Here is a 24719-nt window from a genome sequence, read left to right on the forward strand (position 1 = left end):
GGGGACACTCCACGCGATCCGGGAGGGGACATTTCTGACATGAAAACGGCCGTCGACCGTTCCGCGCCGCCGTCGCAACTCCTGCTCGCGCTCGAGGTGCGGGGAATCTGGGAGCTGCAGGCATTCTTCGCAAGCTATCCGCTGCTTCGGCGCGCGCCGCGCGGCGATGGACATCCGGTACTCGTACTACCGGGGCTCTCCGCGAGCGATATCTCCACGCGACCGCTGCGCGCCTACCTGAAGGCGCAAGGCTATGCGGTGCATGGCTGGAAGCTCGGGCCCAATCGCGGACCGCGACCCGGCGTCGAGGCCGCCATGGACGCAAGGCTGGCCGAGCTCGCCGAGCGATACCAGCGCAAGGTCAGCCTGATCGGATGGAGCCTCGGCGGGGTCTTTGCGCGCGAGATTGCGCGGCGTACGCCCGAGCTGGTGCGTCAGGTGATCACGCTCGGCAGCCCGTTCGCCAACGAGCCGAAGGCGAGCAATGCGTGGCGTCTCTATGAAGCCCTGAGCGAACGCCGTGTCGACGACTGGCCCGATCGGGATACGATGAAGCTGCCGCCGCCGGTGCCGAGCACGGCGATCTACTCGCGCACCGACGGCATCGTCTCATGGTGGGGCTGCCGCGAGCAGCATGCCGACAGGACGCAGAACATCGAGGTCGAAGGCAGTCATTGCGGGCTCGGACACAATCCGGCCGTGCTCTATGCGATCGCTGATCGGCTCGCGCTGCCGGAGGATGCTTGGTCGCCATTCGACCGCAGCGGTCTTCGCGGCTTGGTTTATCCCGATCCTGATCGTACCGAGGACAGCCCGTCTCTGTTTTGGCCGCGCGCGTCCGCGGCCTGACGCGCAGCCCACCGGACGGCGTTTCGCCGCCAGCAGCCAAATACCAGAAGGAGGACATCGATGGGGACCGATGACAGCCAATCCGACGCAATGAGCATGGGCGCGATGCCCTGGCTCGGGGACCTGAAGAAAATGGCCGAGCGGTTCACGCTGCCCGGGATCGACATCGCCGCGCTGATCGAGTGGCAGCGCAAGGACATAGAGGCGTTGGCGGAAGCGAACCGGCAGGCCTATGAAGGCATCCAGGCGATGGTCAGCCGACGCAACGAGATCCTGCAGGAAACGCTCGCGCAGTGGCAGGCGGGGATGAAGGACCTCGCGAGCGGCGAAGCCATGACCAAGCAGGCGGAGAACGCCAAGCAGCAGGTCGAGAAGGCGGTCGCGAACTTCCGCGAGCTGTCGCAGCTGGAGGCGCAGGCGCGCAACAACGCCTGGAAAGTCATGCAGGACCGCATGCAGGAGAATTTCGCGAACCTTCAGAAGCTGCTGCAGCCGAAGTAGCGCCTGTGCGCGCGAGGAGCCAACCCACCGGAGGATGCCATGAGCCTGGCCAAGTTGCAGGACCTGACCGGCCGCGTCGCGCTCGTGACGGGCGGATCGAGAGGCCTTGGTCTTCAGATCGCCGAGGTGCTGGGCGAGCTCGGCGCAAAGGTCGCGATCACCGCTCGCAAGCACGACGAGCTCGAGACCGCGGCCGCGCACCTGAAAGGGCTGGGGATCGAGGCGCTGCCGGTGGTTTGCGACATGGGCAGGCTGGAGACGATCCCGCCGATGGTCGAGCAGGTCGTGGCCGCGCTCGGCCCGATCGACATCCTGGTCAACAATGCCGGCACTTCATGGGGCGCGCCGACGATCGAGCACGCGCTCGACGGCTGGAACAAGGTGATCAACCTGAACGTGACCGCGATCTTCATCGCCACGCAGGAGGTCGGCCGCCGCTGCATGGTGCCGCGGCGGAGCGGCAAGGTGATCAACATCGCCTCGATCCAGGGACTGACCGGCTGCTATCCGGAAGGCACGCCGACGCTGGCCTACAACGCCAGCAAGGGCGCCGTCGTCAACCTGACCCGCACGCTGGCGAATGAATGGGCGCCGCTCGGCATCAACGTCAATGCGATCGCGCCGGGCTATTTCCCGACCAAGATGACCGCGCAACTCGATCAGAGTGCGACCGCGCACATGGCGCCGATGAACCGCGAAGGCGGCCCCGAAGATCTCAAGGGCGTCGCCGCGCTGCTTGCCTCCGATGCGTGTGCATTCATCACCGGCCAGACCATTGCGGTCGATGGCGGCGTCACGGCCGTCTGACCTGAGAGACCATAGAGGGAGAGATCTCATGAACGACATGCCCTGGATCCGATCCTATCCCGACGGCGTGCACTGGGATATCAAGATCGCTCCCGGACCGGTGCAGGGGATTCTCGACGAGGCCGTTGCCAAATGGCCGATGCGTCCTGCCATCGATTTCCTGGGCAAGCGGATCAGCTATGCCGAGCTCGGGCGGCTCACCGATCGCGTGGCCAAGGGCCTGCAGCTGCTCGGCGTGAAGCCGGGCGTCCATGTCGGCCTCTATCTGCCCAACACGCCGCATTACATCATTGCGTTCTTCGGCATCCTCAAGGCCGGCGGCACGGCGGTCAATTACTCGCCGCTCGACGCCGCCAAGGTGCTTGAACACAAGATCGAGGACAGCCGCACCGATATCCTGATCACCCTCGACATGGCTGCGCTCTATCCGCAGATGGCGGCGATGCTCGGCAAGACGAGATTGAAGAAGCTCGTGGTCGGTTCGCTTGGTGAGATCACGGCCGATCCCGACGCCGTCATCAACGAGATGAAGGCGGCCAAGCAACTGAGCGAAGTCGCCTGGGATGATCATCACGTCAGCTTTGGTCAGCTGATCCACAATGACGGCGCCTGCGAGACCTATCCGATCGCCGATCCGCGCGAGACGATCGCCGTTCTGCAATATACCGGCGGCACCACGGGGCTGCCGAAAGGCGCGATGCTCACGCACGCCAACCTGACCAGTGCGTGCCAGCAGTACCGGGCCACAACGGCGGGCTCGCCACCGGTGCTGGTGGATGGGCAGGAGCGTTTCCTGGCCGTTCTGCCACCGTTCCACATCTACGCGCTGTCCGTGAATGTGCTGTTCGGCGTCCTGATGGGCGCCGAGATCATCCAGCATGTCCGCTTCGATCCGAAGGCCGCGCTCGAGGAAATCTCGACGAAATCGGTCAGCGTCTTCTGCGGGGTGCCGACGATGTTCACCGCGCTGATCAACCATCCTGAGACGCCGAAGCACAGCCTGCGCACGCTCAAATATTGCGGGTCCGGCGGCGCGCCGCTGCCGCTCGAGGTGGCGCAGCAGTTCGCGTCGATCACCGGCTGCAGCCTGAGCGAGGGCTGGGGCATGACCGAGACCTCGCCGAGTGGAACCTTCACGCCGGCGCAGCCGGGAGCGACGCGCAAGGCCGGCTCCTGCGGCATGCCGATGCCCGGGATCGTGATCAAGTTCCTCGATGTCGACAACAGCAGCAGCTACGTCCCGCTCGGCGAGCGCGGCGAAATCTGCATCAGTGGCCCCAATGTGATGAAGGGCTACTGGAATAAGCCGGACGCGACGGCCGAGGTCACGACATCAGACGGGTTTCTGCGCACCGGCGATGTCGGCTACATGGATGAAGACGGATTCATCTTCATCGTGGACCGCACCAAGGACATGCTCCTGTGCAGCGGATTCAACGTCTATCCGCGTGTCCTCGAAGAGGCGATCTACAAATATCCGGCGGTCGAGGAGGTCGCCGTGATCGGCATCCGCGACGAGTATCGCGGCCAGTCGCCGAAGGCCTTCGTCAAGCTGAAGGCGGATGCCAAGCCGTTCAAGCTCGAAGAGCTGCAGACGTTTCTAAAGGACAAGCTGGGCAAGCACGAGATGGTGCACGCGCTCGAGATCCGCGCCGAGCTGCCGAAAACCGCGGTCGGCAAGCTCTCGAAGAAGGAGCTTTACGACGAGGAGGAACGCAAGGCCCAGGCGCAGGCATGAGATCGCCTGCGTGAGCCGGCCGATGCGGGGAGCGGCCGAGGGAGAAGCCCACCCTCGAACCCCGTTCGCCGGTATCGGGCCCTGACAGGAATGCGATGACCGCGGCCCGCAAGGCTTGGGCAAAGGTCGTCAGCTGCGGCGATTGCCGTCACAGCGTCACGGGAGGAAAGCATGGACCAACTCAGCAGCATGGATGCATCGTTCCTGCATCTCGAAACACCGGAAACGCCGATGCATGTCGGCAGCCTGATGATCTTCGATCTTCCCGAGGGCTACCAGGGCGACTACTACGAGGACGTCAAGGAGATGCTCGGCAAGCGGCTGCATCTCTCGGCGTTGCTGAACCGCAAGCTGGCGCAGATGCCGTTCCAGCTCGCCGAGCCGGTCTGGATCGAGGATGACGATATCGAACTCGATTACCACGTGCGTACCGTCACCTTGCGGCGCCCGGGGACGATGGCACAGCTCGAGCAGCTCGTCGCGCGGTTGCACGCCTCGCTGCTCGACCGCAGCCGTCCGCTCTGGGAGATGTATGTCATCGACGGCCTCGAGAACGGGCAGGTCGCATTCTACACCAAGGCCCATCACAGCGGGGTCGACGGCAAAGCCGGCGTCGAGCTCGCCAAGGTGCTTTATGACGTCACGCCCACGATGCGCGAAGTGCCGCCGCCGCGGCGCAAGCGCGCCGCTGCGCAATACCAGCTCGGTGTAACCGAGCTGTTGCAGGCGGCGGCCAACAACGCCGCCCAGCAGTATCGCAAGCTCGCGGAACTGCTTCCGACGGCCGCCAAGGCGCTCGGCACCGCTGCGAGCGTGATGGCCAGCCAGCGGTCGCAGAAGGGGGAGCGCTCGCTCAGTCTCGGCCTGGCGCCGAAGACCGTGTTCAACGATTCCATCACCAACCAGCGCTCCTATAGCACCATGACGTTGCCGCTCGCCGACATCAAGGCCCTGGGCAGACGCGTCGGCGGCACAGTCAACACCATCGTCATGGCGATGTGCAGCATCGCGCTGCAACGCTTTCTCACCGAGCGCGGTCTGCTGCCCAAGGAAGCGCTGATCGCGATGGTACCGGTCAGCCTGCGCGCCGAGGGCGACAAGGCGATGAACAACCAGGTCTCGGCGGTGCGCGTTGACCTGGCGACCGATATCGACGATCTGCCGACCCGCTTCAAGGCGATCCATGCCTCGTCCGAGGCGGCCAAGGCGGTGGTGCGCGAGCTCAAGCCGGTGCTCGGTGTCGATGTGCCGATCACGGGTTCGCCGTGGCTGATGACCGGACTCGCTTCGCTGCTCGGCCGCTCCAATCTTGCAAGCCGCCTGCCGGCGGCTGGCAACGTGCTGATCTCCAACGTGCCGGGACCGGGGCAGCATCTCTACATGGCGGGCGCCCGGATGGTGCACTATTTCCCGGTCTCGATCCCCTATCACGGCAGCGCGTTGAACATCACGGTGCACAGCTACGCCGGCCTGCTCGAGTTCGGCCTGACCGCGTGCCGACGGGTGCTGTCGCAGGACGAGTCCTACGAGATGATCGAGCATCTGCGGGCGGCGCTGCGCGAAATCGAGGCCCTGCCGCAGGTCGAGATCGTCGAGTTGAAGACGCCGGGTGCCGATCAATCGAAGGTCAAATCCGCGGCGGCAGCTTCGGTGACGGTCATTCAGCCGGATGAGACCGCGCCGGTTGCCGCAAACGACAAGGCGAGCCGGGCCGGCTAGCAAGCCCGGCGGGTTGGGCAATCACGTCCCCGGCGGTCGCGGCGCGGCCGGATCGCCTTCGGGTCTCGAAATTGAAGAACATTTGGAGGAAACCGGAATGCACCCGTCCGCTGCGAGCAAGGGATTGCTGTCTCTCCTGGAGAGCCCTGCGCATAAATCGCTGTTCTCGAAGATCGATTGGCGCCTGATCCCGCTGTTGCTGATCGCCTATATGATCGCCTATCTCGACCGCATCAATATCGGCTATGCGCAGCTGCAGATGAAGCAGACCCTGCCGTTCGACGAGGCGGTATACGGCCTTGGCGCGGGTATCTTCTTTGTCGGCTATTTCCTGTTCGAGGTGCCGAGCAATCTGCTCCTGGAGAGGATCGGCGCCCGCAAGACGCTGTTGCGGATCATGCTGCTGTGGGGGCTGGCGGCAACAGCCATGATGTTCGTGTCGACGCCGTTCCAGTTCTATCTGGTGCGGTTCCTGCTCGGCGTGTTCGAGGCCGGCTTCTTTCCCGGCGTCATTCTCTATTTCACCTACTGGTATCCCTCGGTGCGTCGAGGACAGGTGATCGCGACCTTCATGTCGGCGACAACAATCGTGTCGGTGATCGCCGGTCCGCTATGCGGCTCGATCCTGAAATACTTCGACGGTGCCGGCGGCCTTCATGGCTGGCAGTGGCTGTTCCTGGTGCAGGGACTGCCGGCGCTGATCCTCGGTGTCCTCGTCTATGTCCTGCTTGAGGACAAGCCCGAACAGGCTGCTTGGCTGTCGAAGGATGAGAAAGCCCTGCTCGCGGAGTCCTTCCAGCACGATGAGAAGGATGTCGAGAGCGAGCCCTCGGGGACGTTCGGGCAGATGCTGAAGGACCCCAAGGTCTATGTGCTCTCGTTCGTCTATCTGCTGCTGCTCGGCGCGACCTACACGATGGTGTTCTGGCTGCCGACCCTGATCCAGAGCTGGGGCATCAAGGATCTGTTTCTCGTTGGCGTATATGCCGCGATCCCGAATGCGGCAGGAGTGATCGGCATGATCCTGATCGGCCGCCATTCGGACAAATGGCACGAGCGGCGATGGCATTATGCCGCCTGCGTCGGCATCGCTGCTCTCGGCCTGCTCATCACGACGCTGCTCCAGGGGAACCTGGTCGGATCGATCCTTGCGCTGTCCTTTGCCGTGATCGGAATTGCGTCGGCGACGCCGCTGTTCTTCGCGTTGACCAGCGAATATCTCTCCACCGGCGCGGCCGCCGGCGGGCTTGCGCTGATCAGCAGCCTCGGAAACCTCGGTCCGGCGATCAGTCCCACGATCAACGGCCTGATCGTGCGCAGCACCGGCGACAACATCTACAGCATGTACTTCGTGATGGCGCTCTACCTGCTGTCCGGATTGCTGTTGCTGCTGTCGGTGCGGCCTGCGCCGAGTGCGCGATTGGCGATGGCGTGACAAGAGCTCCGGCGAGGCCGGCCAACGCGGCGGAGACGGGTCTCCCGCTGCTGGCGGCCGCCGCAATGCCGTTGGCGATGATACGAGTATCGGGACGCAAGCGATGAGGATTGTTCTGCTGGGGCCGCCTGGCGCAGGCAAGGGTACGCAGGCGCGGCGCCTCGTTGAGGAGTACGGCATCCCGCATCTCTCCACCGGAGATATGCTGCGCGCCGCGGTCGATGCGGAAACCTGCATCGGCCGGAAAGTCAGGGAAACGATGGCGAACGGCGGGCTCGTGCCGGATCAGCTCGTCATCGCCGCGGTGATCGAACGCATCTCGCAACCGGACACCGAGCGCGGCTTTGTGCTCGACGGCTTCCCGCGGACGATCGCTCAGGCGGTCAGCTTCGACGACCTGCTCGATACCGAGGGCCTCACGCTCGACCATGTCGTTGAGCTCAAGGCGGATGAAACGGTGTTGCTGGATCGCATCGAGCAAAGGGCCCGCGAAACGCGCGAGCAGGGCGCCGCGGCGCGCGCCGACGACAATCATGAAACGCTCAAGGCACGTATCGACGCCTACAACGAACAGACGGCGCCGCTGGTCGACTATTATCGCTCGCGGAACCTGCTCAGGAGCGTCGACGGGTTGCAGCCGGTCGAGGTCGTGGCCTCTGACGTCTTGAGGGCGATCGTGCAAGTTTGATCGGAGATGTGATGCCGGCCACGCGAAGTCTCGACCCGCAATCCGGACCGTCCGGCCATTCCGTCCGGATCGAGGTGCTTGAGCCGCTGCGCAAGTCGCTGGGCGAGGTGAAGGAAACGGCCGATCAATTCGAGCAAGCTCAGGCGCTATTGCGGGCGATCGAACGGTTCTCGTGCAAATATGCCGTTGATCGAAGGAACGCCGGCACGCCGGCCGATCCGGCCCATCGCGACCACCGCCGTCTGGTGCGCGGCAAGATTCTTGCCCGCGTCCTTCGCCGATCGCGCGGATCTGTCCTGGCAGCGAAAGGAACGACCTTATGTCGATGAGCGCAAATGAAGGTCAATGCGCGCTCGTGACCGGCGCGTCGGGCGGTATCGGGCTCGAGCTCGCGCGCGTGCTCGCGGCTCACCGCTTCAGCCTCGTACTGCTGGCGCGCAGCCGCGACAAGCTGCAGGACCTTGCCCGCGAGCTCAAGGCCGATCACGGCACCAGGGTGACCATTGTCGCCGCCGATCTGAGCGAACCGCTGGCGCCGCAGGCGGTGTTCGATTCGCTGAACGACGCCGGCGTGCGGGTCGACCTCCTCGTGAATAATGCCGGCCTGCTGTTCGAAGGACGCTTCGGCGCAATCGGCCTCGAGGACCAGTTGCGGCTACTGCAGGTCAACATCGTGGCCATGACGGCGTTGACCCGCCTCTTCCTCGCGCCGATGCTCGAGCGAAACAGCGGGCGGATCCTGAACGTTGCCTCGGTCGCGGCATTCATGCCGGTGCCCAACCTTGCGGTCTATGCCGCATCGAAGGCCTATGTGCTCTCGTTCGGCGAGGCATTGTCGCAGGAATTGAGCGGCAGCAAGATCACGCTCACGACGCTGTGCCCCGGGGTGACGGACACCGGAATGGTCCATGGCACAAATCTCGGCAACATGCCGAGCATGATGATCATGGATGCGAAGACCGTCGCGCTGGAAGGCTTTCGGGCGTGCATGGCGGGAAAGCCGGTCCATGTCGCAGGACTTGCCAACGAACTCGCGGTCCAATGGATCAAGTATCAGCCGAGCTGGCTGTTGCGGGCGATCGGCGGCGTGTTTGGAAAGGCCGCAACACCGGGCTGAGGGCGGCCTGCTTGCTTGCATCCCCGGCCCGGAGCGCAGTTCTGGCCATCAACAACGGATATTCGTCATGGGACCTGAGGAGCGCACCGTCAAACCACCTTCGCTCGCTTTGCTTGCCGCCGAGGGGCGTGGCTTGCTCGATATTCCTGCGCTGCTCGCCGTCGCGGCTCCGCTTCTGGCGACCGCGCCGCGAGGACAGTCGCACCCGGTGATGGTCCTGCCGGGATTGGGGGCCGATGACCGGTCGACGCTCGCCATTCGCTCGTTCCTCGAGTTTCTCGGCTATCAGGTCCATGGATGGGGCCGCGGCCGCAATGTGCGTGCGCCGGATGCGGATCTGTCCGCGGTGGCGGCGCGCGTCGTCGAGATCGAACAGCAGAGCGGTTCGAAGGTCAGCCTGGTTGGTTGGAGCCGCGGCGGCATCATTGCCCGCGAGGTCGCGCGGCAGACTCCTGCGTCGGTGCGCACGGTCATCACGCTCGGCAGTCCGTTCGCAGCACCGGGCGCGAGCAATGTCCGCACGATCTGGCGGCTTCTGACCGGACAGAAATACGAACCGCCGACACTCGCGCGGATCAGCCGCCTGGCGCAACCGATTCCGGTGCCGGCGACATCGATCTACACCCGCACCGACGGCGTGGTGGCGTGGCGCGCCTGTTTGGAGCCGGACGGCGAGCAGCGCGAAAACATCGAGGTGAACACGACGCATATCGGTCTTGGCTTTCACGCACCGGCGCTTTGGGTGATTGCCGATCGCCTCGCCCAACCGCCCGGCACCTGGAAGCCGTTTCGTCCGGCGCCGCAAGTTGCGATCTGGTTCCCTGCAACGACGCGTCGCGACTAGATCTCGTGAGTGCGCGTTTGCCGATCTATCGCGCGCCGCTTGCCGGTGCGCGCATCTCGCCGACCATCATCCGCAGCAGCTTCATCGCGGCGGGCGGCAACGTGCGTCCCTGGCGTGACACCACATGGGTGCGGCCGCGATGGAGCAGGGCGTTCCTCAACGGCAGCGCCGTCACCTTTGCGGCATCTGCTTCCGTCATTGCGAGGCGCGAGACCAGCGCATAGCCGAGGCCCGCGGTCACGTAATGGGCAAGCGCGTCGAATGAGGCGGTCGTGAATGCGAAATTGAGGCGGACGCCTTCGCTGATCTCGGCGGCCTGGATGTGCTGGCGCAGGCCGTAGTTCGGATGCATCGCGGCTCCCGGATATGGCGCGAGGTCGGCAAGCCTGAGCGGCCGACCGAGCTGGATCAGCGGATGTCCGCGCGGCACCATTGCCTTGATCGGATGCGGCTGCGAATGATGCGAGCACAGCCGATCGTCGCGGGGCGGATTGAAGAGGACGCCGATATGGGCGCGTTCGCTCACGACCTGCTGGACGATCTCGTCGGTGCTCCCGATATCGAGGCTGATCGTGATCTTCGGGTGCGCTTGCATGAAGCGGCACAGGCTGGTCTTGGCCAGCCAGTCGACATAGCCTTCACCCGTCACGACGTCGATGTGACCCGTCTCGACCTTGCGGATGCTGTCCATCTGCGCAAGCAGTGCCTGCCGTTCGCTCTGCTGGCGGTGCAGGTAGGCGGCCAGCAGTTGGCCGGCGTCGGTCGGCGCAACGCCGCGGCCCCGCCTTTCGAGCAGGCGCGCACCATACTCCTGCTCGAGCAAGCTCAGCGCCCGGCTGACCGCCGAGGCATCCATGCCGAGGGCGCCCGCGGCGCCGCGCACGGAGCCGCTATTGAGCACCTCCATGAAATAGTGCAATCGGCGCGGCTCGAGTTTGGCGTTCATCGGCACAGCCCGGATCATTGCAAGCAATGCAACGAATATTCAATTATGCTGCTATTTATGCAAGGACGCCGTACAGGAGCCAGGATAGGGGCGAGGCATCGGTCCGTCTATTTGACGCCGTCGAATGGTCGTGGAGCGCGAAGACCAGGCTGGCTAGAAGGTCACGGTGACGACGATGGTGTCCGCGTAGCTTCCGGCGGGTGGTGAGCTCTGCGGCGGAACGCGTCCATAGACCGAAACGTTCTGGGTCAAAGCTGTTCCTGTACCGAGGACGCAGGTGCTGGCACCGGAAGTGCAGGTCGTGGCGGATGTTGTACTCGTCCAGGCGCTGGTCCGGGCTGGGTCCGTATAGAGATTGTATGTGATGAAGCTTGCACCTGCCTGCATGCGCCGTTGGCTGCCGCTTGCGTTCACTCCGTTATCGAGACTGATCGAGTACGGGGTCGTATTGGTGCACTTCACTGAAATCGTTCCAACGCCGTCAATGTTTGACGTCAACAGCGAAGCGTTGCCGAAATTGAGTGGGGTGGTTGAAACAATGCAATTTCCGGCGATTGTCGCCGTCCAGGGCGAGGCGCCTGCATTTGTCGTCGTTCCGGGGTTCGACGAGCAATTCGGGCTCGCAAGAAGATAGGTTGCGTAGGCGACGACCGGAGAGGTCGTGCTCCAGACGTAGGTTCCGGGTATCGTTGCCTGCTGATTGGCCAGGAAGCGGCCATAGACAGTCAGACTTTGTTGCGCGGGTCCGCCCAAAAGTGGAAGATTCAGATTGATGCTGACGCCGCCGGAGCCATACGCGGTGGTTCCGTATCCCCACGATCCCCAGACCTGCGTGCGCCCCGAATCCGAATACAGCTCGTGGATTGCCGTGTTCGCGCCACTTCCCAGCGATCGAACCGAGCTACTGCTGTTGGGCGCCCCCTGGTTGAATTGCACACACGCATTGACCGTGCAGCCGAGGGCGCAGCCGCTGCATGTCACGGTAAAGGTCGAGGTCGTATCAACGGCGCCGCCGGCCAGAATGTCGACAGATCCGTAGTTGCCCGACGCCGAGGTAACGGAGCAGCTTTGGGCGTGAGCCGAAAATGCTGCCGCAAGCTGCAGGAGCAGGGCAAAGAGCAGGGTTCGCTTCAAGCCGATGACCACGAGCTCAATCTCACAATGCGTGTTGGTCGGAACCGATTATCCAGGCGATTGACGTACGGAGATCTTGTTTGCGAATGAACGAATGCATTATCGGCACACCACCCCGGGGATCCGGACCTGTTCGCCGGGCTTCGGGACAAACGCAAACGTTGCACGGCAGCGCAAATCGGCCAGGTCGATCTCGACTTCGTTCATTGCCGACAATCCCTTGATGTAGGCCTGTCCGTCATAGCCGACAACAAACTCTCCTCCACCGGTCATGCGGCCGACGGCGCCGGCGGGTAGAACGCGATTATCAGCTCCGACAAAGGTAACCAGCGCGGCCGTCGTCTCCTTGCGGACGTCGAATCTGACGAGTATCCCGGCGCGATCGGCCGGAGCTACGATGTCATGCGTCGTTGCGGCTTCGTTGTCGACTGGAAGGTTTGTCGGATCGATCGCAATCTTGTTGTTTTGGTAGGAACGAAGCATCGGTATCAGCAACATGCCGCGGGAATCGGTGACGCCCGCCCAGCGGTTCTCGTTGAGGACCTCGACATCCGGCACGCCTGTCGTGACCACCGCAAAGCTGTCGTCGATCCAGTTCGAAAGGAAAACGCCGCCTCCGATGGTCGTGATCGAACCGCGCAATTCCAGCGATCCCACTGCGCTGGATCCGGCCTGACTTGCGCCAGCCTGGATGGTGCCGTAGCTCGACCTGTAGGAAGCCGTGGCCTCCCGGTAACTGGCCGAGCCTTCGGAATCGTGCACACGCCAGCCGTAACTGCCGGGCTCCGGCCCAAGCGACCTGACGGCATCGACGCTAGCGATCGTACCGCTCCGACCGCTTGAAACCCCGCTCGTGATCGAAGCAGAGTCGCCGATGGGCATGCTCAAACCGGCAAATATGCCGGTATTCCTCTTGCTACCGAAATCGTGGAAGACGGTGGTGAATACCGACGCATTGTACGGCAACGAACGCGAGTAGGAGGCCGTCACAATATTCGAACGATTGCCCGAGGCATCGCGCAGATCGACAAAGCTTGCACTGAGGCTGGCCCTGGAGTCGAACGGCATCGGGGTGCTGAAAGTGATCCGATCGAGTGCGACCGGTGCACGGGCGCTGCCATAGATGCCCGTCACATAAGCAAACGAGTTCGACACCGAAGCGACGCCGCCGGGCAGGTAGTTAAACAGACCGTTCAGGTTCTGCAGGCCGCCGTTGAACGTCGCGATGTTTTGCAATCGGGCGGTGGCCGAGGCCAGGTCGTCATAGGTGCCGAAAGTGTGTTGCGAGCTGGCCGAAATGCTCACGTCGAAAAGTCGGGTCTCGTAGGAAGCATAGGTCTGCATGCCGCGGTTCTTGCCGCTGCCGCTGCCGGCCAGGGCCACGGCGGCGACACCTGTCGTCCCGGTCCTCAAGACACCGCCGATCCCGCCGTTGATGACGCCGGCTCCGCCTTCGGCGTGTGCCTCTGCCGTTAACCCGTCGTAGATGCCGCGCCGCAGGGTTGCAGATCCGACCGGCGAGCCAACATAGACGTCGCTGCTCGAACCGTAGGACAGGCGAGGCAATCCGGCTTCCACCGACCAGCTGCTCAGCCCGGGCGCAAGCAGGCTCGCGTTCGCATAAAACGGCGCCGACGTCCGGGTTTCGTGACCTGCCGAATCCCGCACCACGAGCTGCGTCGTGCCGGCGCCGGAAATCAGCGGAACGTTGTTCACGCTGAAAGGGCCGGACGCGACGTCCTGAGAAAATGTCCTGATGTTGTTGACATAGACGTCGACGGTTGACGGCACTGCCGCGCTGCCGCCGATTGTCGCGAGCGGCGCGGTAATGAGATCGGGCCGCAGGGTGAAATCGCGTTGGGCCTGCAAGCCGCCGATCCTGACCGGACGCGACCAGGCGAGTCCGCCGTTGATCGTATCCCCCGCGACGTAGCTGATCATCCGGTCCTGGTCGGAATACTGGAAGGACGAATTCAGCCTTGTCGCCTGCGCAGGCTGCTGCGGACCACTGCGGATGATCGCCGACTGTTCGGCGGTGCCGTAAGGCGAAAACGCCCGGGCGTCGAGCAAAAGCGATGTGTTGGCGAGCCCGATCGATCTCGAGGTAGAGATGTTGCTGGTTGAAGTCAGCAGATCATAATTCAGCACCGCGCCAGGATCGGCCTGCGCCCTCGGCAGGGTGCCCCTGAAGCCGCCTGCGTCAAGGGCCTGCGGCTTGCGCCCAGCCTCGTCGACGATGATGAATATCCGCTGCGTTCTCTCCTCGTATCGATACTTCAGGGTCGGGATATCATCGAGCGCGATGATCTCGTCCGGTCGATGCGGCCGACCCGGACGCAAGCCCAAGCTCTCTAGTTCTTCCAGCGTTCCCCCGATCCGACCGTTATCAAACCGGACGAACGATCCGATCATTCGGGCAGGCACCGAGTTGATCACGACGTCGAGTTGCAGATTTGTCTGGTTTTCGCCGGCGCGAGCGCGCCCGGCACAGAGGATCATGCCGAGTAGTGCTGCGATGGACACAACTGCGGAGCCCCTTCTACCGACGAGCCGGCGACTCAATAACCGCATGAGTCGGGCCCTTGTCCGTTTCGGCCGTGACAGAGATGGATCCGCCGGATCCAAAGCCGTGAGGATATTTCAGCGTGGTCCAACTCATGGAGGACCGTCCGAGCACGTAGCCGAGGAGGCCGTTGCCAAAGGACAGGGTGGCTCCCGCAGAATCCTTGAGCCGCAGGTTTGCGATACGTAGCCGCTCGTCGCCGGCATTGCGGGTTACGACGGTCAGTTTGCCGGCTTCGGCGCGGAACGCCCAGGAGACCTCTGGCCGGCTGATCTCGCGGCCGCGAAAAAACGCCGGGATCGACTGTCGTACCAGGAGATTGACGGTGCCTCTTTGCCTGCCGCCTGCTCGCGGTAGTTGGTCGACGATGACACGATAGCTTTCTTCGCCTTGGATCGGCTGCTTCGACACCCGCACGACTCGCACGACGTAGTCCGAATGAGGGGCCATCCTGACGGCTGGCGGCGATGCCACCACATCCGTTGTCGGTTCAAGGCTCTCCTTGCCTTCCGACTGCGACCAACGAAGCACGCGAGTCTGAACCTCGACGTCGGCATCTTCATCATTGCGCAGTGTCAGGGACGCCGCTGCCGCCGGTGCATTCAACTCCAGGAGAACGGGTTCAACGCGAAGCGCTGTTGCATGCGCAATATCCATGCATGCCAGGCTTGCGCAAAATGCGGTTAGCAGAATCGAATGTTGATGCATCGCGATGCCGATCGATCTCGAGTCTTGTGCCTGAAGGCAGTTGGTCGATACGCGAACGCAACGGAACATCGGGCCGCGGCTGCGGCCTCTCCTCAGTACGTGATGGTCATGACCACTGTGTCCGTATAGGTGCCGGTGTTCGGCGCGGTGCCGGTAGCGGGAACGTCACCGTAAATGTTGATCGTCTGGGCCGATCCGTTGCCGGTGCCGAGAAAGCAGCCATTCGTGGTCGTGCAGGTTGTGCTGCTGGTGGCCGTGGTCCAGGGGTTGGTATGGGCCGCATCGGTAAAGAGATTGTAGCTGATGAAATTCCCGGCATTCGCCATCCGCCGCTGGCTGCCGGACGGATTTGCTCCATTATCCATGGCGATGGAGTACGGGCTGCCATTGGTGCAGGTGACCGAGACTGTTGTGCTGCCGGATTGCAGGGTGGTCGCAAGCGTTGTTCCGGACACGCTCCCGAAATTGAGTGTTGCAGCGTTGATTGTGCAGGACGCCGTAATGGTGATCTGAACGGTCAAATTCGCGGTCGACGTGCCGGCTTGGGCGGAGCTTTGGCAACCGAATGCCAGGGCAACGAAGAGCACGACCGCCCGGATTCGCGCAGCCTGCCCGACTTGTCGTTTCCCACCGTTGTACCTCATGCGAATCTTTCAACAATGATCGAGAACCTTGCCGGTCGCATTGCAGGCCGGTCCGCAAGCTTCCCGAGCGTCCTTCAAACGACGCGTTCTGGTGGCCGGTTTTGCCATTCGGGCTCGGACAAGCAGGCCGTCGTCGTGAACAAAAACATCAAATTTGGGTAAACTTTGAATGAGCAAAAGCTTAACGACGCCCGATCGAACTATCGGAATTTATCGCCCCATCAAAAAACTATATGGCCGGCCAACGCTGACCGGCGGACCCGGAGTCGACACCTGTGCCGTTTCTGCCCGTCGTTTCGTCTACACCCATGACGGCGGCTGGGTCGGCGGGTTTTCCCGCGACTACCGAGCCGTCACTGGAATGCTTCTGTCCGGCACGCCGGCCGTCGTCGTCGATTATCGTCTGGCGCCTGTGCATTGCTTTCCGGCCGGCTTGCAAGATTGCGCTGCAGGCGGGCCCAATCGAAACGCTGGCTTGCGAGAAACCGAAAATTCGCGGCGCATCTCCGTGAAGGCTTGATCGTTCACTAGGTCGATCGATTGATTGCGTTATGAACCCGCATCCAATGAACCAGGTCGTGCGCCCCTCAAGCCGGCAGGTGATGGAGCAGCGCTAACATCCGAGTTGTGGTGCGGAAAGGCTTGCGGAGTCTGACACAGAGCTCGGCGCCATGCTTGTCTTCGACATTCGCTTGTCGGATGAGCGTCGCAGTATTGACCACCTCGAACTTGCGGCTGCGGCCTTCCTTCCATTCCGGGGGATCGACCTCGTTCTCATCATCTGAATCCAGCCTGCTTCTTCTTAAGGGGAGTCGGGGCATCGCCTTCTGCCCCGAATTTCTCCATCCGCTGGATACCGTGAGAGCTGAGCGAACGACCGCGAAGTCGCAGATGCGACTTATGCCCGTCGTTATTGGAGAAAATGAACGCTGGCGGTCGACGGCGAGCGGACTGTTGGTGCCCCTGGCCGGAATCGAACCAGCACTCCTTGCGGAACTCGATTTTGAGTCGAGCGCGTCTACCAGTTCCGCCACAGGGGCATTCGCGATGGTCCAGACCGGTAAAGGGCCGGGGTCACGAAGCGCGGCGGACTATAGCGGCCGGCCCGTCACGGTCAACCCGCGCGGATGTGATTGTCCCGCGCCTCGACAGCGGTATTTTCACGCGATACGACCCGGGTCGAGCGTGGGGCAGGGCCTGACCCTGCCGAATGGATGCTCGCAGGAGGACCGCCGTGACGACCGCCACCGCCCATCCGTCGGATGCTTCCGCCACCGGCAATCCGGCGCTGACCTCGGCCCTGGCGATCGCCGTGATCGCAGCAGTGACGCTGGCCGGCGCCTGGTTCTTCCAGCTCGTGTTGGAGATCATGCCCTGTCCGCTCTGCCTAGAGCAGCGCTATGCCTATTACCTCGCGGTCCCGCTCGGCGCCCTGGTGGCGCTCGCGGCCGCCCGCGGCACGGCGCGCCCGGTGCTGCTCGCGGGCCTTGCGATTCTCGGCCTCGCCGCGCTCGCCAATGCCGGGCTCGGCGCCTATCACGCCGGCGTCGAATGGGGCTTCTGGCAGGGGCCGACCGATTGCACCGGCCCGATGGTGGATTTCGGCAAGGCCGGCTCGCTGCTGGATCAGCTCGACAAGGTCAAGGTGGTCCGCTGCGACGAGGTGCAGTGGCGCTTCCTCGGCGTCTCGCTCGCCGGTTACAACGTGCTGATCTCGCTCTTGATGGCCGCGATCGCCGGCCGGGGCGTGATGCGGGCCGCGAAGGCCTGAGGCCGAAAGATACGACTTCCCGTGATCCGTCATGCTGAGGAGGCCGCATAGCGGCCGTCTCGAAGCATGCACGGCCACCGACCGGGCCGTTCATCCTTCGAGGCTCGCTCCGCTCGCACCTCAGGATGACGGAAGCAAGAGGTGTTCGCCCACCCTAATCGTCGACGTCGTCCTGCGGCCGTCCGAACAGATGGATGATGCCCGGCGTCGAGATGGTCACGAACAAGAACCGCGACAGGTGATGCGCGCCGACGAAGATCGGGTCGATGTGCAGCGTCAGGGCCAGCGCCAGCATCGCGTCCATCGCGCCGGGCGCGAAGGCGACCACGACGTCGGCAAGCCGTACGTGGGTGGTGAAGGCGATCACCGCGACGAACACGGCCGAGATCAGGATCGCGATCGCGAACGAGCCGAGCCCGGCATTGACATGGCTGAGCAGGGTCGAGGTCTTCATCCGCGCGAAGCGGGTGCCGATAATGGCGCCGATGCCGACCAGCGCGATATTGCGGAGCCAGGGCGGCAGGCCGCCGTCGACCAGGCCCGAGCCATGCAGCAGGCTGGAGGCGAGCATCGCGCCGAACATCCAGCTGGCGGGGAATTTGATCCAGCGCAGCAGCAGCGAGACGCCGATCGACCCGGCGACCAGGGCGATCAGGCCGAACGGCGAGGCGACGGTCGTCGGCAATGGCGGCGGCGCGGCGTGCGTCACCCCGGTCAGCGCCAGCACCAGCGGCAGGGCCGCGGTCAGGATGATGACGCGCATGGTCTGCACCACGGCGATCGCCGCGACGTCGGCGCCCTTCTCCGCGGCGAGGATCGTGATCTGCGAGAGCGCGCCGGGGCTGCCGGCGAGGAAAGCCGAGGTCTGGTCCCAGCCATGCATGCGCTGCAGATAGAGGCTCGAGCCGAAGGTCGAGCAGAACGTCGCCAGTGCCAACAGGGCGATGGTGAGGGGATAGGAGCTCATATGCTGCAGCAATTGCTGCGACATCAGCGAGCCGAGCGAGATGCCGAGCAGCAGCAGCACCGATTGCGTCAGCACCGGCGGCACCGCGAGCGGCCGGCCGGCCAATGCTGCGATCCCGACCGCGCACATCGCCCCCGAGATCAGCCCGCCCGGCAATCCCGCCCATAAAAACAGCAGGCCGCCGCCGGCGCCGATGACGAGGGTCTCGAGCCCGTTCAGAACTTTGCTGCGGTCGGGAATGGCCGTTGCCATCGAAGCGCGGATCAAGGTCACGCCGCCTTATGGCAAATTCGCGCGGACGCGACAAATGCATCTCGCGATTGCAGCATTGCGCCCGAAAACGCGGGCATTCTTCCTTCACCCTACCCTGGAGGGGGAGGGTCGACGCGAATGAAATGAGCGGCGGGGTGGGGTGACGGTCTCTCCCATCGGGAGCTGCCCGTGTTGAGAGATCACCCCACCCCGACACACGTTTCGCTGCGCTCAACGTGTGCCGACCCTCCCCCTCCAGGGGAGGGTGGCCACGGTGTGTGTGTGTTACTTCGTGCCCGCGGGCGCCGCGGCGGCGCCGCCCGATGCGTTCTTCTTGCACTCGGAGCGGAATTTCTTGCGCTCCTTGCCGTGCAGGCCCTTGGCGTCGGCTTGCTTCGAGCATTCCAGCGACTCGGCGGTACGCGGCTTGGCTTCCTTCGCCATCTTGGCGTCGGCCTTCGGAGCCGCGTCCTTGGCGGCGGGCGCGGCGGTTTGCGCGAAGGCGCCGCCGATCAGCAGTGCGGAGGCAAGGGCGGTCACGGTCGCAAGGGAGGAAATCTTCATCATGGGGCACCTCTGAGGAAAGGAGCCGAAACGTTGCGCGGCGATGCTGAACCGTGGATGAACACGCGGTGGTCCTGTCGCCACAATATTTTAACGCGCAGGCGCGCCCGCACGTTGTCGCAAGTCCGGGTTGCGCTAGGATAATGGTCTTACGCCAATGCCCCCAACCAGGGATGACGGGAGACCAGGGATGACCATTCAGACCAGATTGTTGTGTGTGATTGCGGTGTCGGGCTTTGCAGCCTTTGCGGCGAGCGCGCCGGCGCAGGCCCTGACCGCGCAGGAATGCAGCGCCAAGTATCAGGCGGCCAAGACGGCCGGCACCCTCAACGGCCAGAAGTGGAATGATTTCCGCAAGGCGCAATGCGGCGCCGACGCGACCCCGGCCGCGGCGCCCGCCGCGCCGCCGCCCGCTGCTGCCGCGCCTGCTCCGGCCGCGCCGAAGGAAGCCAAACGGGAAGCCGCTCCCGCGGCAGCACCCGCCGCGCCGGCAGGGCCCGCCGTGTTTCCGAACGCGGTCGATCCCAAATACGCCAAGGAAACCGAGGGCAAGCAGCGCATGCACAGCTGCCTCGACCAGTACAACGCCAACAAGACCACCGGCGGCAATGGCGGCATGAAGTGGATCCAGAAGGGCGGCGGCTATTACAGCGAATGCAACAAGCACCTGAAGGGCGCCTGAGCCGTTTCGCGATGCGTTTTCGAGCAGGCGGCCGGCGTAAGCCGGCCGCTTTCTTTTGGCCGAGGCTCTACGGGCCTTCCGCAAGCAGCTTGTCCGCCGATTGCGCCAGCAGTTGCGCGCGCTTGCGCGGACCGCGCTCGAGGAACAAGAGGCTCTGGCCGAAAATGAAGCAGTAGAACAGGAAGGCCTGCGCATCGGCCTCTTCAGTCGGCAGCCCCGTGGCGCGATAGAGCTGGCCCACCTGCTTCAGCCGTGCCGCATCGACACTCGCGGCGGCGGTCGCAGCAGCCTCGTCGGTGCGCGCCCATTGCCGGATCGCGAGCTCGACCGCCATCGCCTCGGTGTTCATGCGCTCCGAATAGAGCGTGATGATCGCCTTCAGCCGTTCGCGCGCGCTCGCACCGTCGAGCGCGGTCTGCTTCTCGATCGCGGCGACGCGGCCGTCGCGCCAGCGCGTCAGCATGGCCTCGAGCAGCGCGGCGCGATCCTTGAAGCGGCGGTAGAAACCGCCCTTGGTGACGCCGAGATTCTTCGCCAGCACCTCGACCCGCACGCCGTCGACGCCGCTATGGGCGAGTTCGGCAAAGCCGGCCGCGACCCAGACGTCGCCCTTGCTCTCAGTCATGTGATCTCCGCGGATCCCGATGCGCGATCGGGTCATCGCGCATTAGTCTCTTGTTTGAGCACGATCTTTTCGGAAAACCGCGCGCACTTTGCGCTAACGCGGCCCTGCGGGTCCGGATCGTGCTTGATACGGTACCGTATTGCTAGCCCGCCTTGTGCTTGATACGCTACCGTATCACGATCGGGGAGGAGCAGAATGGAAGGCGAGGCGACCTATCGCGGCACGGTCTATCCCTGGCACTGCGACCACATCGGCCACATGAACGTCATGTGGTATGTCGGCAAGTTCGACGAGGCGAGCTGGAACATGTTCGCGCGGCTCGGCCTGACGCCCACCTATCTGCGCGAGTCCGGCCGCGGCATGGCCGCCGTGCAACAGAACATCGCCTACAAGCGCGAGCTGCTCGCCGGCGACCTCGTCGAGGTCAAGAGCCGGCTGGTCGAATTCCGCGACAAGTCGATCCGCATCCTGCACGAGATGCGCAATGCCGAGACCGGCGAGATCGCCGCGACTTGCGAGATCACCGCCGTGCACATCGATCGCGCCGCGCGCAAATCGGCGCCGTTTGCGCCGGCGATCCGCTACGCGGCGATGCCGCATCTCGTGCCGTCAGAGCCCGCGATCGCATGACCGCCATGCCTCGTTTCGAACCGAAGAATCCCGACTATCGCGCAGTTGCAACCGAAACATTCGCGCGCCAGCGCGCGATGCAGACGCTCGGCATCTCGATTGCGCGCATCGAGCCGGGCGAAGTCGATCTCGCGATGCCCTATGCGCCTGAGTACAGCCAGCAGAACGGCTTTGTGCATGCCGGAATCATCACCGCTGGGCTCGACAATGCCTGCGGGATCGCCGCCTTCACGCTGATGCCCGAAGGCTCCGACATCCTGACCGTGGAGTTCAAGACCAACCTGCTGGCGCCGGCCTGCGGCGAGCGGTTCGTGTTCCGCGGCGTCGTGGTCAAGCCCGGCCGCACGCTCACCGTCTGCGACGGCCGCGCCTATGCGGTGCAGGACGGCGTGGAGACGCTGGTTGCGACCATGAGCGGCACGCTGATGGCGCTGCAGCGGCGGGAGGGATAGGGGGAACGCATCGTTCCATCCACGTCATTGCGAGCGAAGCGAAGCAATCCATCGTTCCGCAAGGGGAGGAATGGATTGCTTCGTCGCTATCGCTCCTCGCAATGACGGCGGTGATAGCCTCATAACCTCTCGGCATATTGGAGCGGAAAACCGACGTGCCCAGCATTTGCGCACGCATCTAAGATCGGCGCATTGACAAGCCACCGCCACAACGACCTGATAGGCGGATGTTTCGCGTGGGCGCCTTGTCATGATCGCCAGCCTCAGCCTGATCCTACTTTGTCAGCTCGTCGGTGAGGTTGGCGTGCGCGCGCTTGCCGTGCCGGTGCCGGGGCCGGTGGTTGGTCTCGTGCTTCTGCTGTTGCTGCTGCTGGCGCGCGACCGCTATCCGGCGCTGGCGCGCGGGCCGCTCGGCAATGACGGCGTCGAGAGCGCAAGCCGCGGCATGCTGGCCAATCTCTCGCTGCTGTTCATTCCGGCCGGCGTCGGCGTGGTGCAGAAGCTCGATCTGCTCGCCGAGCACGGCGTCGCGATCCTGGTGATCCTCGCGGTGTCGGTCATCGTCACGCTGCTGGCGACGGTCGCGACCTTTGTTGCGGCGAGCAGTCTCTTCGCGCGCGAGGACGAGACGCTGTGAACGACAATCCGTTCTCGCTCTGGGTCTATCTCTCGCAGTCGCCGCTGCTCTGGCTGACGGTGACGCTCGTGACCTATGCCGCGACCGATGCGGTGTCGCTGAAGACAAGGCGGCATCCGCTCGCCAATCCGGTGCTGCATTCGCTGTGGATCATCGGACTGTTCCTGCTGCTGACGGGGACCTCCTACACCACCTACTTTGCCGGTGCGCAGTTCGTCCACTTCCTGCTCGGGCCGGCGACGGTCGCGCTCGCGGTGCCGCTCTACGAGAACCGCAAGCGGGTTGCGGCGGCGGTCCTGCCGATGCTGGTTGCGCTCGCGGTCGGCTCGCTCACGGCGATCGTCTCGGTGGTGCTGCTGGCGCGGGCCTTCGGCCTGCCCCGCGAGATCATCCTGTCGCTGGCGCCGAAATCGGTCACGGCCGGCGTCGCGATGGGCATCAGCGAATCCCTGCATGCCGACCCCTCGCTGACCGCGGTGTCGGTGATCCTCACCGGCATCATGGGGGCAATCATCGTCACGCCGCTGATGAACTTCACAGGGATTACCGACTTCCGCGGCCGCGGCTTTGCCGCCGGCATCGCCGCCCATGGCATCGGCACCGCGCGGGCCTTCCAGGTCGACGAGGTCGCGGGCGTCTTTGCCGGCATCGCGATGAGCCTGAACGCGCTGGTCACCTCGCTGCTGGTGCCGCTGGCCGTGACATATCTGCTGCGCTGAGCATGATCCGGACCGGCAGGGCCGCGTTAGCGCAAAGTGGCAACCGGTTTTCCCTCGCGACAAACGCGGAACGCGTTTGCGCGGAGATCATGCTCAAATAGAGATAAGCCGGTTGCAGGGCAGTTTTGTGCTATGGGTATGGCGTTGGGCAGCAAATCCTTCTAGGGTCGTCGCCGCAAACGCGAGTCTGTTCCCCTTGGTCTTCTCCGCAACCCAGAGCGTGCTTGGGCTGGCATCGGGCATGCTGGTCGGTTTCTCGCTGGGCCTGGTCGGCGGCGGCGGGTCGATCCTTGCCGTGCCGCTGATGGTCTATGTGGTCGGGGTGCCCCAGCCGCATGTCGCGATCGGCACCTCGGCGATCGCGGTCGCCGCCAACGCTGCGATCAATCTGTCCAACCACGCCCGCGGCGGCACCGTGATCTGGTCCTGCGCGCTGGTGTTCGCGCTGTCGGGCATGTTCGGCGCTTTCGGCGGCTCGATCCTCGGCAAGATGCTGGACGGGCAGAAGCTGCTGGCGCTGTTCTCGGTGGTGATGCTTGTCATCGCCGGCCTGATGCTGAAGACCCGGGCGCGGGTCGGGCTGACCGACGTCAAGATCTCGATGTCCAACATGCCCGCGATCATCGGTCTCGGGCTTGCCACCGGAACCATGTCCGGCTTTTTCGGCATCGGCGGCGGCTTCCTGATCGTGCCGGCGCTGATGCTGGCGACCGGGATGCCGATCATGAACGCGGTCAGTTCCTCGCTGGTGGCGGTCACCGCCTTCGGCGTGACCACTGCCCTGAGCTATGCGTGGTCAGGGCTGGTGTCATGGGGCCTGGCGGGGCTATTCGTCGCCGGCGGCATCGCGGGCGGCCTCCTGGGTACGAGGAGCGCCCGGCACCTGTCGGAACGCCGCGGCGCGCTCAATATCGTGTTCGCGGCTGTGATTATCGTCGTGGCGATCTATATGCTGCTGCGTAACATCAATGTGTCCTGAACGTAGAAGGGCGAGGAGCCCTTCCGAAAGCCAGCCATGAACCATCTGACGAAATCGCCCCTCGACAATGCCGGCGCCACCCGCCGCGACGCGCTCGGCCTTATCGGTGCCGGGATCGCGCTGCTGGCCGCGGGGGGCGCGCGCGCCGAGGACGACAAGGTCCTGACCGAGGAGCAGGTGCTGCGCGATCCGGATATTCCTGTCATCGGCAATGCCAAGGGCGACATCACGATCGTCGAATGGTTCGACTACAACTGCCCGTATTGCCGCAAGCTGGCGCCGGAACTCCGCCAGGTGGTGCAGGACGACGGCAAGGTCCGCCTGGTGCTGAAGGATTGGCCGATCCTCGGGCCGGTCTCCAAGGTCGCGGCGCGGATGGCGCTGGCGGCGAAGTACCAGGGCAAGTTCGACACCGCGCATGAGGCGATGATCTCGGTCAATTCGCGGATCACCGAGCCGCGCATTGCCGAACTGCTCTCGGGCGCCGGCCTCGACATGGACCGGCTGAAGAAGGATCTCGACGCCAACGCCAAGGCGATCGACGCGATCCTCGCGCGCAACGACGAACAGGCGCAGGCGTTCGGCTTCAACGGCACGCCGTCATTCATCGTCGGCAAGTATCGCGTGCCGGGCGTGCTCAGCATGGATCAGTTCGAGCAGGTGATCGCCGACGCCCGCAAAGCCAATATGGGCCGCAAGACCGAGCAGAATTAGAGCATGATCCGGAAAAGTGTGAAGCGGTTTTCCG

Annotated in this window: 27 protein-coding genes and 1 tRNA gene; 19 read left to right on the forward strand and 9 right to left on the reverse strand. The window is 64.1% G+C overall.

Annotated features, from left to right (window positions below; all coding sequences use genetic code 11):
* Nucleotides 1-39: 39 nt before the first annotated feature.
* The 10 genes from FBZ93_RS24790 to FBZ93_RS24835 all read left to right on the forward strand — a co-directional run bounded on the left by FBZ93_RS24790 (nt 40) and on the right by FBZ93_RS24835 (nt 9698).
* On the forward strand, nt 40-849 hold the full coding sequence (locus tag FBZ93_RS24790; protein WP_146989292.1) for an esterase/lipase family protein: 810 nt from the start codon (nt 40-42) through the stop codon (nt 847-849).
* Between the two features lie 60 nt (nt 850-909).
* The gene (gene phaP, locus FBZ93_RS24795; RefSeq protein WP_246667631.1) at nt 910-1350 is read left to right on the forward strand and encodes a phasin family protein; all 441 of its coding nucleotides are present in this window, start codon (nt 910-912) and stop codon (nt 1348-1350) included.
* Nucleotides 1351-1389: 39 nt separating this feature from the next.
* Complete coding sequence (locus FBZ93_RS24800; RefSeq protein WP_146989293.1) at nt 1390-2157, forward strand: SDR family oxidoreductase; 768 nt, start codon at nt 1390-1392, stop codon at nt 2155-2157.
* A gap of 28 nt (nt 2158-2185) precedes the next feature.
* Nucleotides 2186-3895, forward strand: a complete 1710-nt coding sequence (locus tag FBZ93_RS24805; RefSeq protein WP_146989295.1) for a long-chain-fatty-acid--CoA ligase — start codon at nt 2186-2188, stop codon at nt 3893-3895.
* 171 nt (nt 3896-4066) lie between these two features.
* Complete coding sequence (locus tag FBZ93_RS24810) at nt 4067-5614, forward strand: WS/DGAT/MGAT family O-acyltransferase (protein WP_246667632.1); 1548 nt, start codon at nt 4067-4069, stop codon at nt 5612-5614.
* 97 nt (nt 5615-5711) lie between these two features.
* Complete coding sequence (locus FBZ93_RS24815) at nt 5712-7049, forward strand: MFS transporter (RefSeq protein WP_146989297.1); 1338 nt, start codon at nt 5712-5714, stop codon at nt 7047-7049.
* Nucleotides 7050-7152: 103 nt separating this feature from the next.
* Nucleotides 7153-7737, forward strand: a complete 585-nt coding sequence (locus tag FBZ93_RS24820; RefSeq protein ID WP_146989433.1) for an adenylate kinase — start codon at nt 7153-7155, stop codon at nt 7735-7737.
* An 11-nt stretch (nt 7738-7748) separates the two neighbouring features.
* Complete coding sequence (locus FBZ93_RS24825) at nt 7749-8066, forward strand: hypothetical protein (RefSeq protein WP_146989298.1); 318 nt, start codon at nt 7749-7751, stop codon at nt 8064-8066.
* Complete coding sequence (locus FBZ93_RS24830) at nt 8063-8854, forward strand: SDR family NAD(P)-dependent oxidoreductase (protein ID WP_246667633.1); 792 nt, start codon at nt 8063-8065, stop codon at nt 8852-8854. The genes FBZ93_RS24825 and FBZ93_RS24830 overlap by 4 nt, the downstream gene beginning before the upstream one ends.
* A gap of 67 nt (nt 8855-8921) precedes the next feature.
* Complete coding sequence (locus FBZ93_RS24835; protein WP_146989302.1) at nt 8922-9698, forward strand: esterase/lipase family protein; 777 nt, start codon at nt 8922-8924, stop codon at nt 9696-9698.
* Between the two features lie 25 nt (nt 9699-9723).
* Here FBZ93_RS24835 and FBZ93_RS24840 read toward each other — a convergent pair whose 3' ends face one another.
* The 5 genes from FBZ93_RS24840 to FBZ93_RS24860 form a co-directional block, all read right to left on the reverse strand.
* Nucleotides 9724-10644, reverse strand: a complete 921-nt coding sequence (locus FBZ93_RS24840) for a LysR family transcriptional regulator (RefSeq protein ID WP_146989304.1) — start codon at nt 10642-10644, stop codon at nt 9724-9726.
* A gap of 153 nt (nt 10645-10797) precedes the next feature.
* The gene (locus FBZ93_RS24845) at nt 10798-11790 is read right to left on the reverse strand and encodes a Csu type fimbrial protein (RefSeq protein ID WP_146989306.1); all 993 of its coding nucleotides are present in this window, start codon (nt 11788-11790) and stop codon (nt 10798-10800) included.
* A gap of 87 nt (nt 11791-11877) precedes the next feature.
* Nucleotides 11878-14301, reverse strand: coding sequence for a fimbria/pilus outer membrane usher protein (locus tag FBZ93_RS24850; protein ID WP_167529200.1), 2424 nt, complete (start codon nt 14299-14301; stop codon nt 11878-11880).
* A 16-nt stretch (nt 14302-14317) separates the two neighbouring features.
* Nucleotides 14318-14998: a fimbrial biogenesis chaperone gene (locus FBZ93_RS24855; protein WP_167529201.1), complete on the reverse strand. Its 681-nt coding sequence runs from the start codon at nt 14996-14998 to the stop codon at nt 14318-14320.
* Nucleotides 14999-15141: 143 nt separating this feature from the next.
* The gene (locus tag FBZ93_RS24860; protein WP_146989312.1) at nt 15142-15693 is read right to left on the reverse strand and encodes a Csu type fimbrial protein; all 552 of its coding nucleotides are present in this window, start codon (nt 15691-15693) and stop codon (nt 15142-15144) included.
* Between the two features lie 169 nt (nt 15694-15862).
* Between FBZ93_RS24860 and FBZ93_RS24865 the strand changes: the two genes are divergently transcribed.
* A complete protein-coding gene (locus tag FBZ93_RS24865) occupies nt 15863-16213 on the forward strand; it encodes an alpha/beta hydrolase (protein WP_146989314.1) in 351 nt (116 codons plus the stop codon).
* A gap of 435 nt (nt 16214-16648) precedes the next feature.
* Here the strand turns inward: FBZ93_RS24865 and FBZ93_RS24870 are convergent.
* Nucleotides 16649-16733, reverse strand: a tRNA-Leu gene (locus tag FBZ93_RS24870).
* A 170-nt stretch (nt 16734-16903) separates the two neighbouring features.
* Here FBZ93_RS24870 and FBZ93_RS24875 point away from each other — a divergent pair.
* The gene (locus FBZ93_RS24875) at nt 16904-17464 is read left to right on the forward strand and encodes a disulfide bond formation protein B (RefSeq protein WP_433995440.1); all 561 of its coding nucleotides are present in this window, start codon (nt 16904-16906) and stop codon (nt 17462-17464) included.
* A 154-nt stretch (nt 17465-17618) separates the two neighbouring features.
* Here the strand turns inward: FBZ93_RS24875 and FBZ93_RS24880 are convergent, their stop codons facing one another.
* Complete coding sequence (locus FBZ93_RS24880; protein WP_146989318.1) at nt 17619-18704, reverse strand: AbrB family transcriptional regulator; 1086 nt, start codon at nt 18702-18704, stop codon at nt 17619-17621.
* Nucleotides 18705-18968: 264 nt separating this feature from the next.
* A complete protein-coding gene (locus FBZ93_RS24885; protein WP_167529203.1) occupies nt 18969-19250 on the reverse strand; it encodes a PsiF family protein in 282 nt (93 codons plus the stop codon).
* Nucleotides 19251-19437: 187 nt separating this feature from the next.
* Between FBZ93_RS24885 and FBZ93_RS24890 the strand changes: the two genes are divergently transcribed.
* Nucleotides 19438-19929 carry a hypothetical protein gene (locus FBZ93_RS24890; RefSeq protein ID WP_050419521.1) on the forward strand — a complete coding sequence of 164 codons (492 nt, stop codon included), beginning with the start codon at nt 19438-19440 and terminating at the stop codon, nt 19927-19929.
* 67 nt (nt 19930-19996) lie between these two features.
* Here the strand turns inward: FBZ93_RS24890 and FBZ93_RS24895 are convergent, their stop codons facing one another.
* The gene (locus tag FBZ93_RS24895) at nt 19997-20554 is read right to left on the reverse strand and encodes a TetR/AcrR family transcriptional regulator (protein WP_146989320.1); all 558 of its coding nucleotides are present in this window, start codon (nt 20552-20554) and stop codon (nt 19997-19999) included.
* A 195-nt stretch (nt 20555-20749) separates the two neighbouring features.
* On the opposite strand from FBZ93_RS24895, the gene FBZ93_RS24900 reads away from it, so the two are divergent.
* The 6 genes from FBZ93_RS24900 (at nt 20750) to FBZ93_RS24925 (ending at nt 24685) form a co-directional block, all read left to right on the forward strand.
* Nucleotides 20750-21184, forward strand: coding sequence for an acyl-CoA thioesterase (locus tag FBZ93_RS24900; protein WP_146989322.1), 435 nt, complete (start codon nt 20750-20752; stop codon nt 21182-21184).
* Between the two features lie 5 nt (nt 21185-21189).
* Nucleotides 21190-21636, forward strand: a complete 447-nt coding sequence (locus tag FBZ93_RS24905; protein WP_146989324.1) for a PaaI family thioesterase — start codon at nt 21190-21192, stop codon at nt 21634-21636.
* A 250-nt stretch (nt 21637-21886) separates the two neighbouring features.
* Nucleotides 21887-22273 carry a CidA/LrgA family protein gene (locus FBZ93_RS24910; protein WP_146989326.1) on the forward strand — a complete coding sequence of 129 codons (387 nt, stop codon included), beginning with the start codon at nt 21887-21889 and terminating at the stop codon, nt 22271-22273.
* Nucleotides 22270-22992 (forward strand): LrgB family protein, encoded by a 723-nt coding sequence (locus FBZ93_RS24915; protein ID WP_146989328.1) that lies wholly within the window; start codon nt 22270-22272, stop codon nt 22990-22992. Before FBZ93_RS24910 ends, FBZ93_RS24915 begins: the two co-directional genes overlap by 4 nt.
* Before the next feature lie 241 nt (nt 22993-23233).
* The gene (locus tag FBZ93_RS24920) at nt 23234-23971 is read left to right on the forward strand and encodes a sulfite exporter TauE/SafE family protein (protein WP_128970436.1); all 738 of its coding nucleotides are present in this window, start codon (nt 23234-23236) and stop codon (nt 23969-23971) included.
* A 36-nt stretch (nt 23972-24007) separates the two neighbouring features.
* Complete coding sequence (locus FBZ93_RS24925) at nt 24008-24685, forward strand: DsbA family protein (protein ID WP_146989330.1); 678 nt, start codon at nt 24008-24010, stop codon at nt 24683-24685.
* Nucleotides 24686-24719 lie beyond the last annotated feature (34 nt).

It is taken from the genome of Bradyrhizobium macuxiense (genome assembly GCF_007993935.1).
GTDB classification, from domain to species: Bacteria; Pseudomonadota; Alphaproteobacteria; order Rhizobiales; family Xanthobacteraceae; genus Bradyrhizobium; species Bradyrhizobium macuxiense_A.

Bases quoted from the DNA above. Each gene is read 5' to 3' on its own strand.
- FBZ93_RS24790 (WP_146989292.1), top strand. From the start codon at position 40: ATGAAAACGGCCGTCGACCGTTCCGCGCCGCCGTCGCAACTCCTGCTC.
- FBZ93_RS24905 (WP_146989324.1), top strand. From the start codon at position 21,190: ATGCCTCGTTTCGAACCGAAGAATCCCGACTATCGCGCAGTTGCAACC.
- FBZ93_RS24910 (WP_146989326.1), top strand. From the start codon at position 21,887: ATGATCGCCAGCCTCAGCCTGATCCTACTTTGTCAGCTCGTCGGTGAG.
- FBZ93_RS24895 (WP_146989320.1), bottom strand. From the start codon at position 20,554: ATGACTGAGAGCAAGGGCGACGTCTGGGTCGCGGCCGGCTTTGCCGAA.
- FBZ93_RS24855 (WP_167529201.1), bottom strand. From the start codon at position 14,998: ATGGATATTGCGCATGCAACAGCGCTTCGCGTTGAACCCGTTCTCCTG.
- FBZ93_RS24860 (WP_146989312.1), bottom strand. From the start codon at position 15,693: ATGAGGTACAACGGTGGGAAACGACAAGTCGGGCAGGCTGCGCGAATC.
- FBZ93_RS24925 (WP_146989330.1), top strand. From the start codon at position 24,008: ATGAACCATCTGACGAAATCGCCCCTCGACAATGCCGGCGCCACCCGC.
- FBZ93_RS24865 (WP_146989314.1), top strand. From the start codon at position 15,863: ATGAGCAAAAGCTTAACGACGCCCGATCGAACTATCGGAATTTATCGC.
- FBZ93_RS24835 (WP_146989302.1), top strand. From the start codon at position 8,922: ATGGGACCTGAGGAGCGCACCGTCAAACCACCTTCGCTCGCTTTGCTT.
- FBZ93_RS24820 (WP_146989433.1), top strand. From the start codon at position 7,153: ATGAGGATTGTTCTGCTGGGGCCGCCTGGCGCAGGCAAGGGTACGCAG.
- phaP (WP_246667631.1), top strand. From the start codon at position 910: ATGGGGACCGATGACAGCCAATCCGACGCAATGAGCATGGGCGCGATG.
- FBZ93_RS24875 (WP_433995440.1), top strand. From the start codon at position 16,904: ATGGATGCTCGCAGGAGGACCGCCGTGACGACCGCCACCGCCCATCCG.
- FBZ93_RS24920 (WP_128970436.1), top strand. From the start codon at position 23,234: ATGCTGGTCGGTTTCTCGCTGGGCCTGGTCGGCGGCGGCGGGTCGATC.
- FBZ93_RS24815 (WP_146989297.1), top strand. From the start codon at position 5,712: ATGCACCCGTCCGCTGCGAGCAAGGGATTGCTGTCTCTCCTGGAGAGC.
- FBZ93_RS24830 (WP_246667633.1), top strand. From the start codon at position 8,063: ATGAGCGCAAATGAAGGTCAATGCGCGCTCGTGACCGGCGCGTCGGGC.
- FBZ93_RS24840 (WP_146989304.1), bottom strand. From the start codon at position 10,644: ATGAACGCCAAACTCGAGCCGCGCCGATTGCACTATTTCATGGAGGTG.
- FBZ93_RS24885 (WP_167529203.1), bottom strand. From the start codon at position 19,250: ATGATGAAGATTTCCTCCCTTGCGACCGTGACCGCCCTTGCCTCCGCA.
- FBZ93_RS24825 (WP_146989298.1), top strand. From the start codon at position 7,749: ATGCCGGCCACGCGAAGTCTCGACCCGCAATCCGGACCGTCCGGCCAT.
- FBZ93_RS24805 (WP_146989295.1), top strand. From the start codon at position 2,186: ATGAACGACATGCCCTGGATCCGATCCTATCCCGACGGCGTGCACTGG.
- FBZ93_RS24800 (WP_146989293.1), top strand. From the start codon at position 1,390: ATGAGCCTGGCCAAGTTGCAGGACCTGACCGGCCGCGTCGCGCTCGTG.
- FBZ93_RS24810 (WP_246667632.1), top strand. From the start codon at position 4,067: ATGGACCAACTCAGCAGCATGGATGCATCGTTCCTGCATCTCGAAACA.
- FBZ93_RS24890 (WP_050419521.1), top strand. From the start codon at position 19,438: ATGACCATTCAGACCAGATTGTTGTGTGTGATTGCGGTGTCGGGCTTT.
- FBZ93_RS24900 (WP_146989322.1), top strand. From the start codon at position 20,750: ATGGAAGGCGAGGCGACCTATCGCGGCACGGTCTATCCCTGGCACTGC.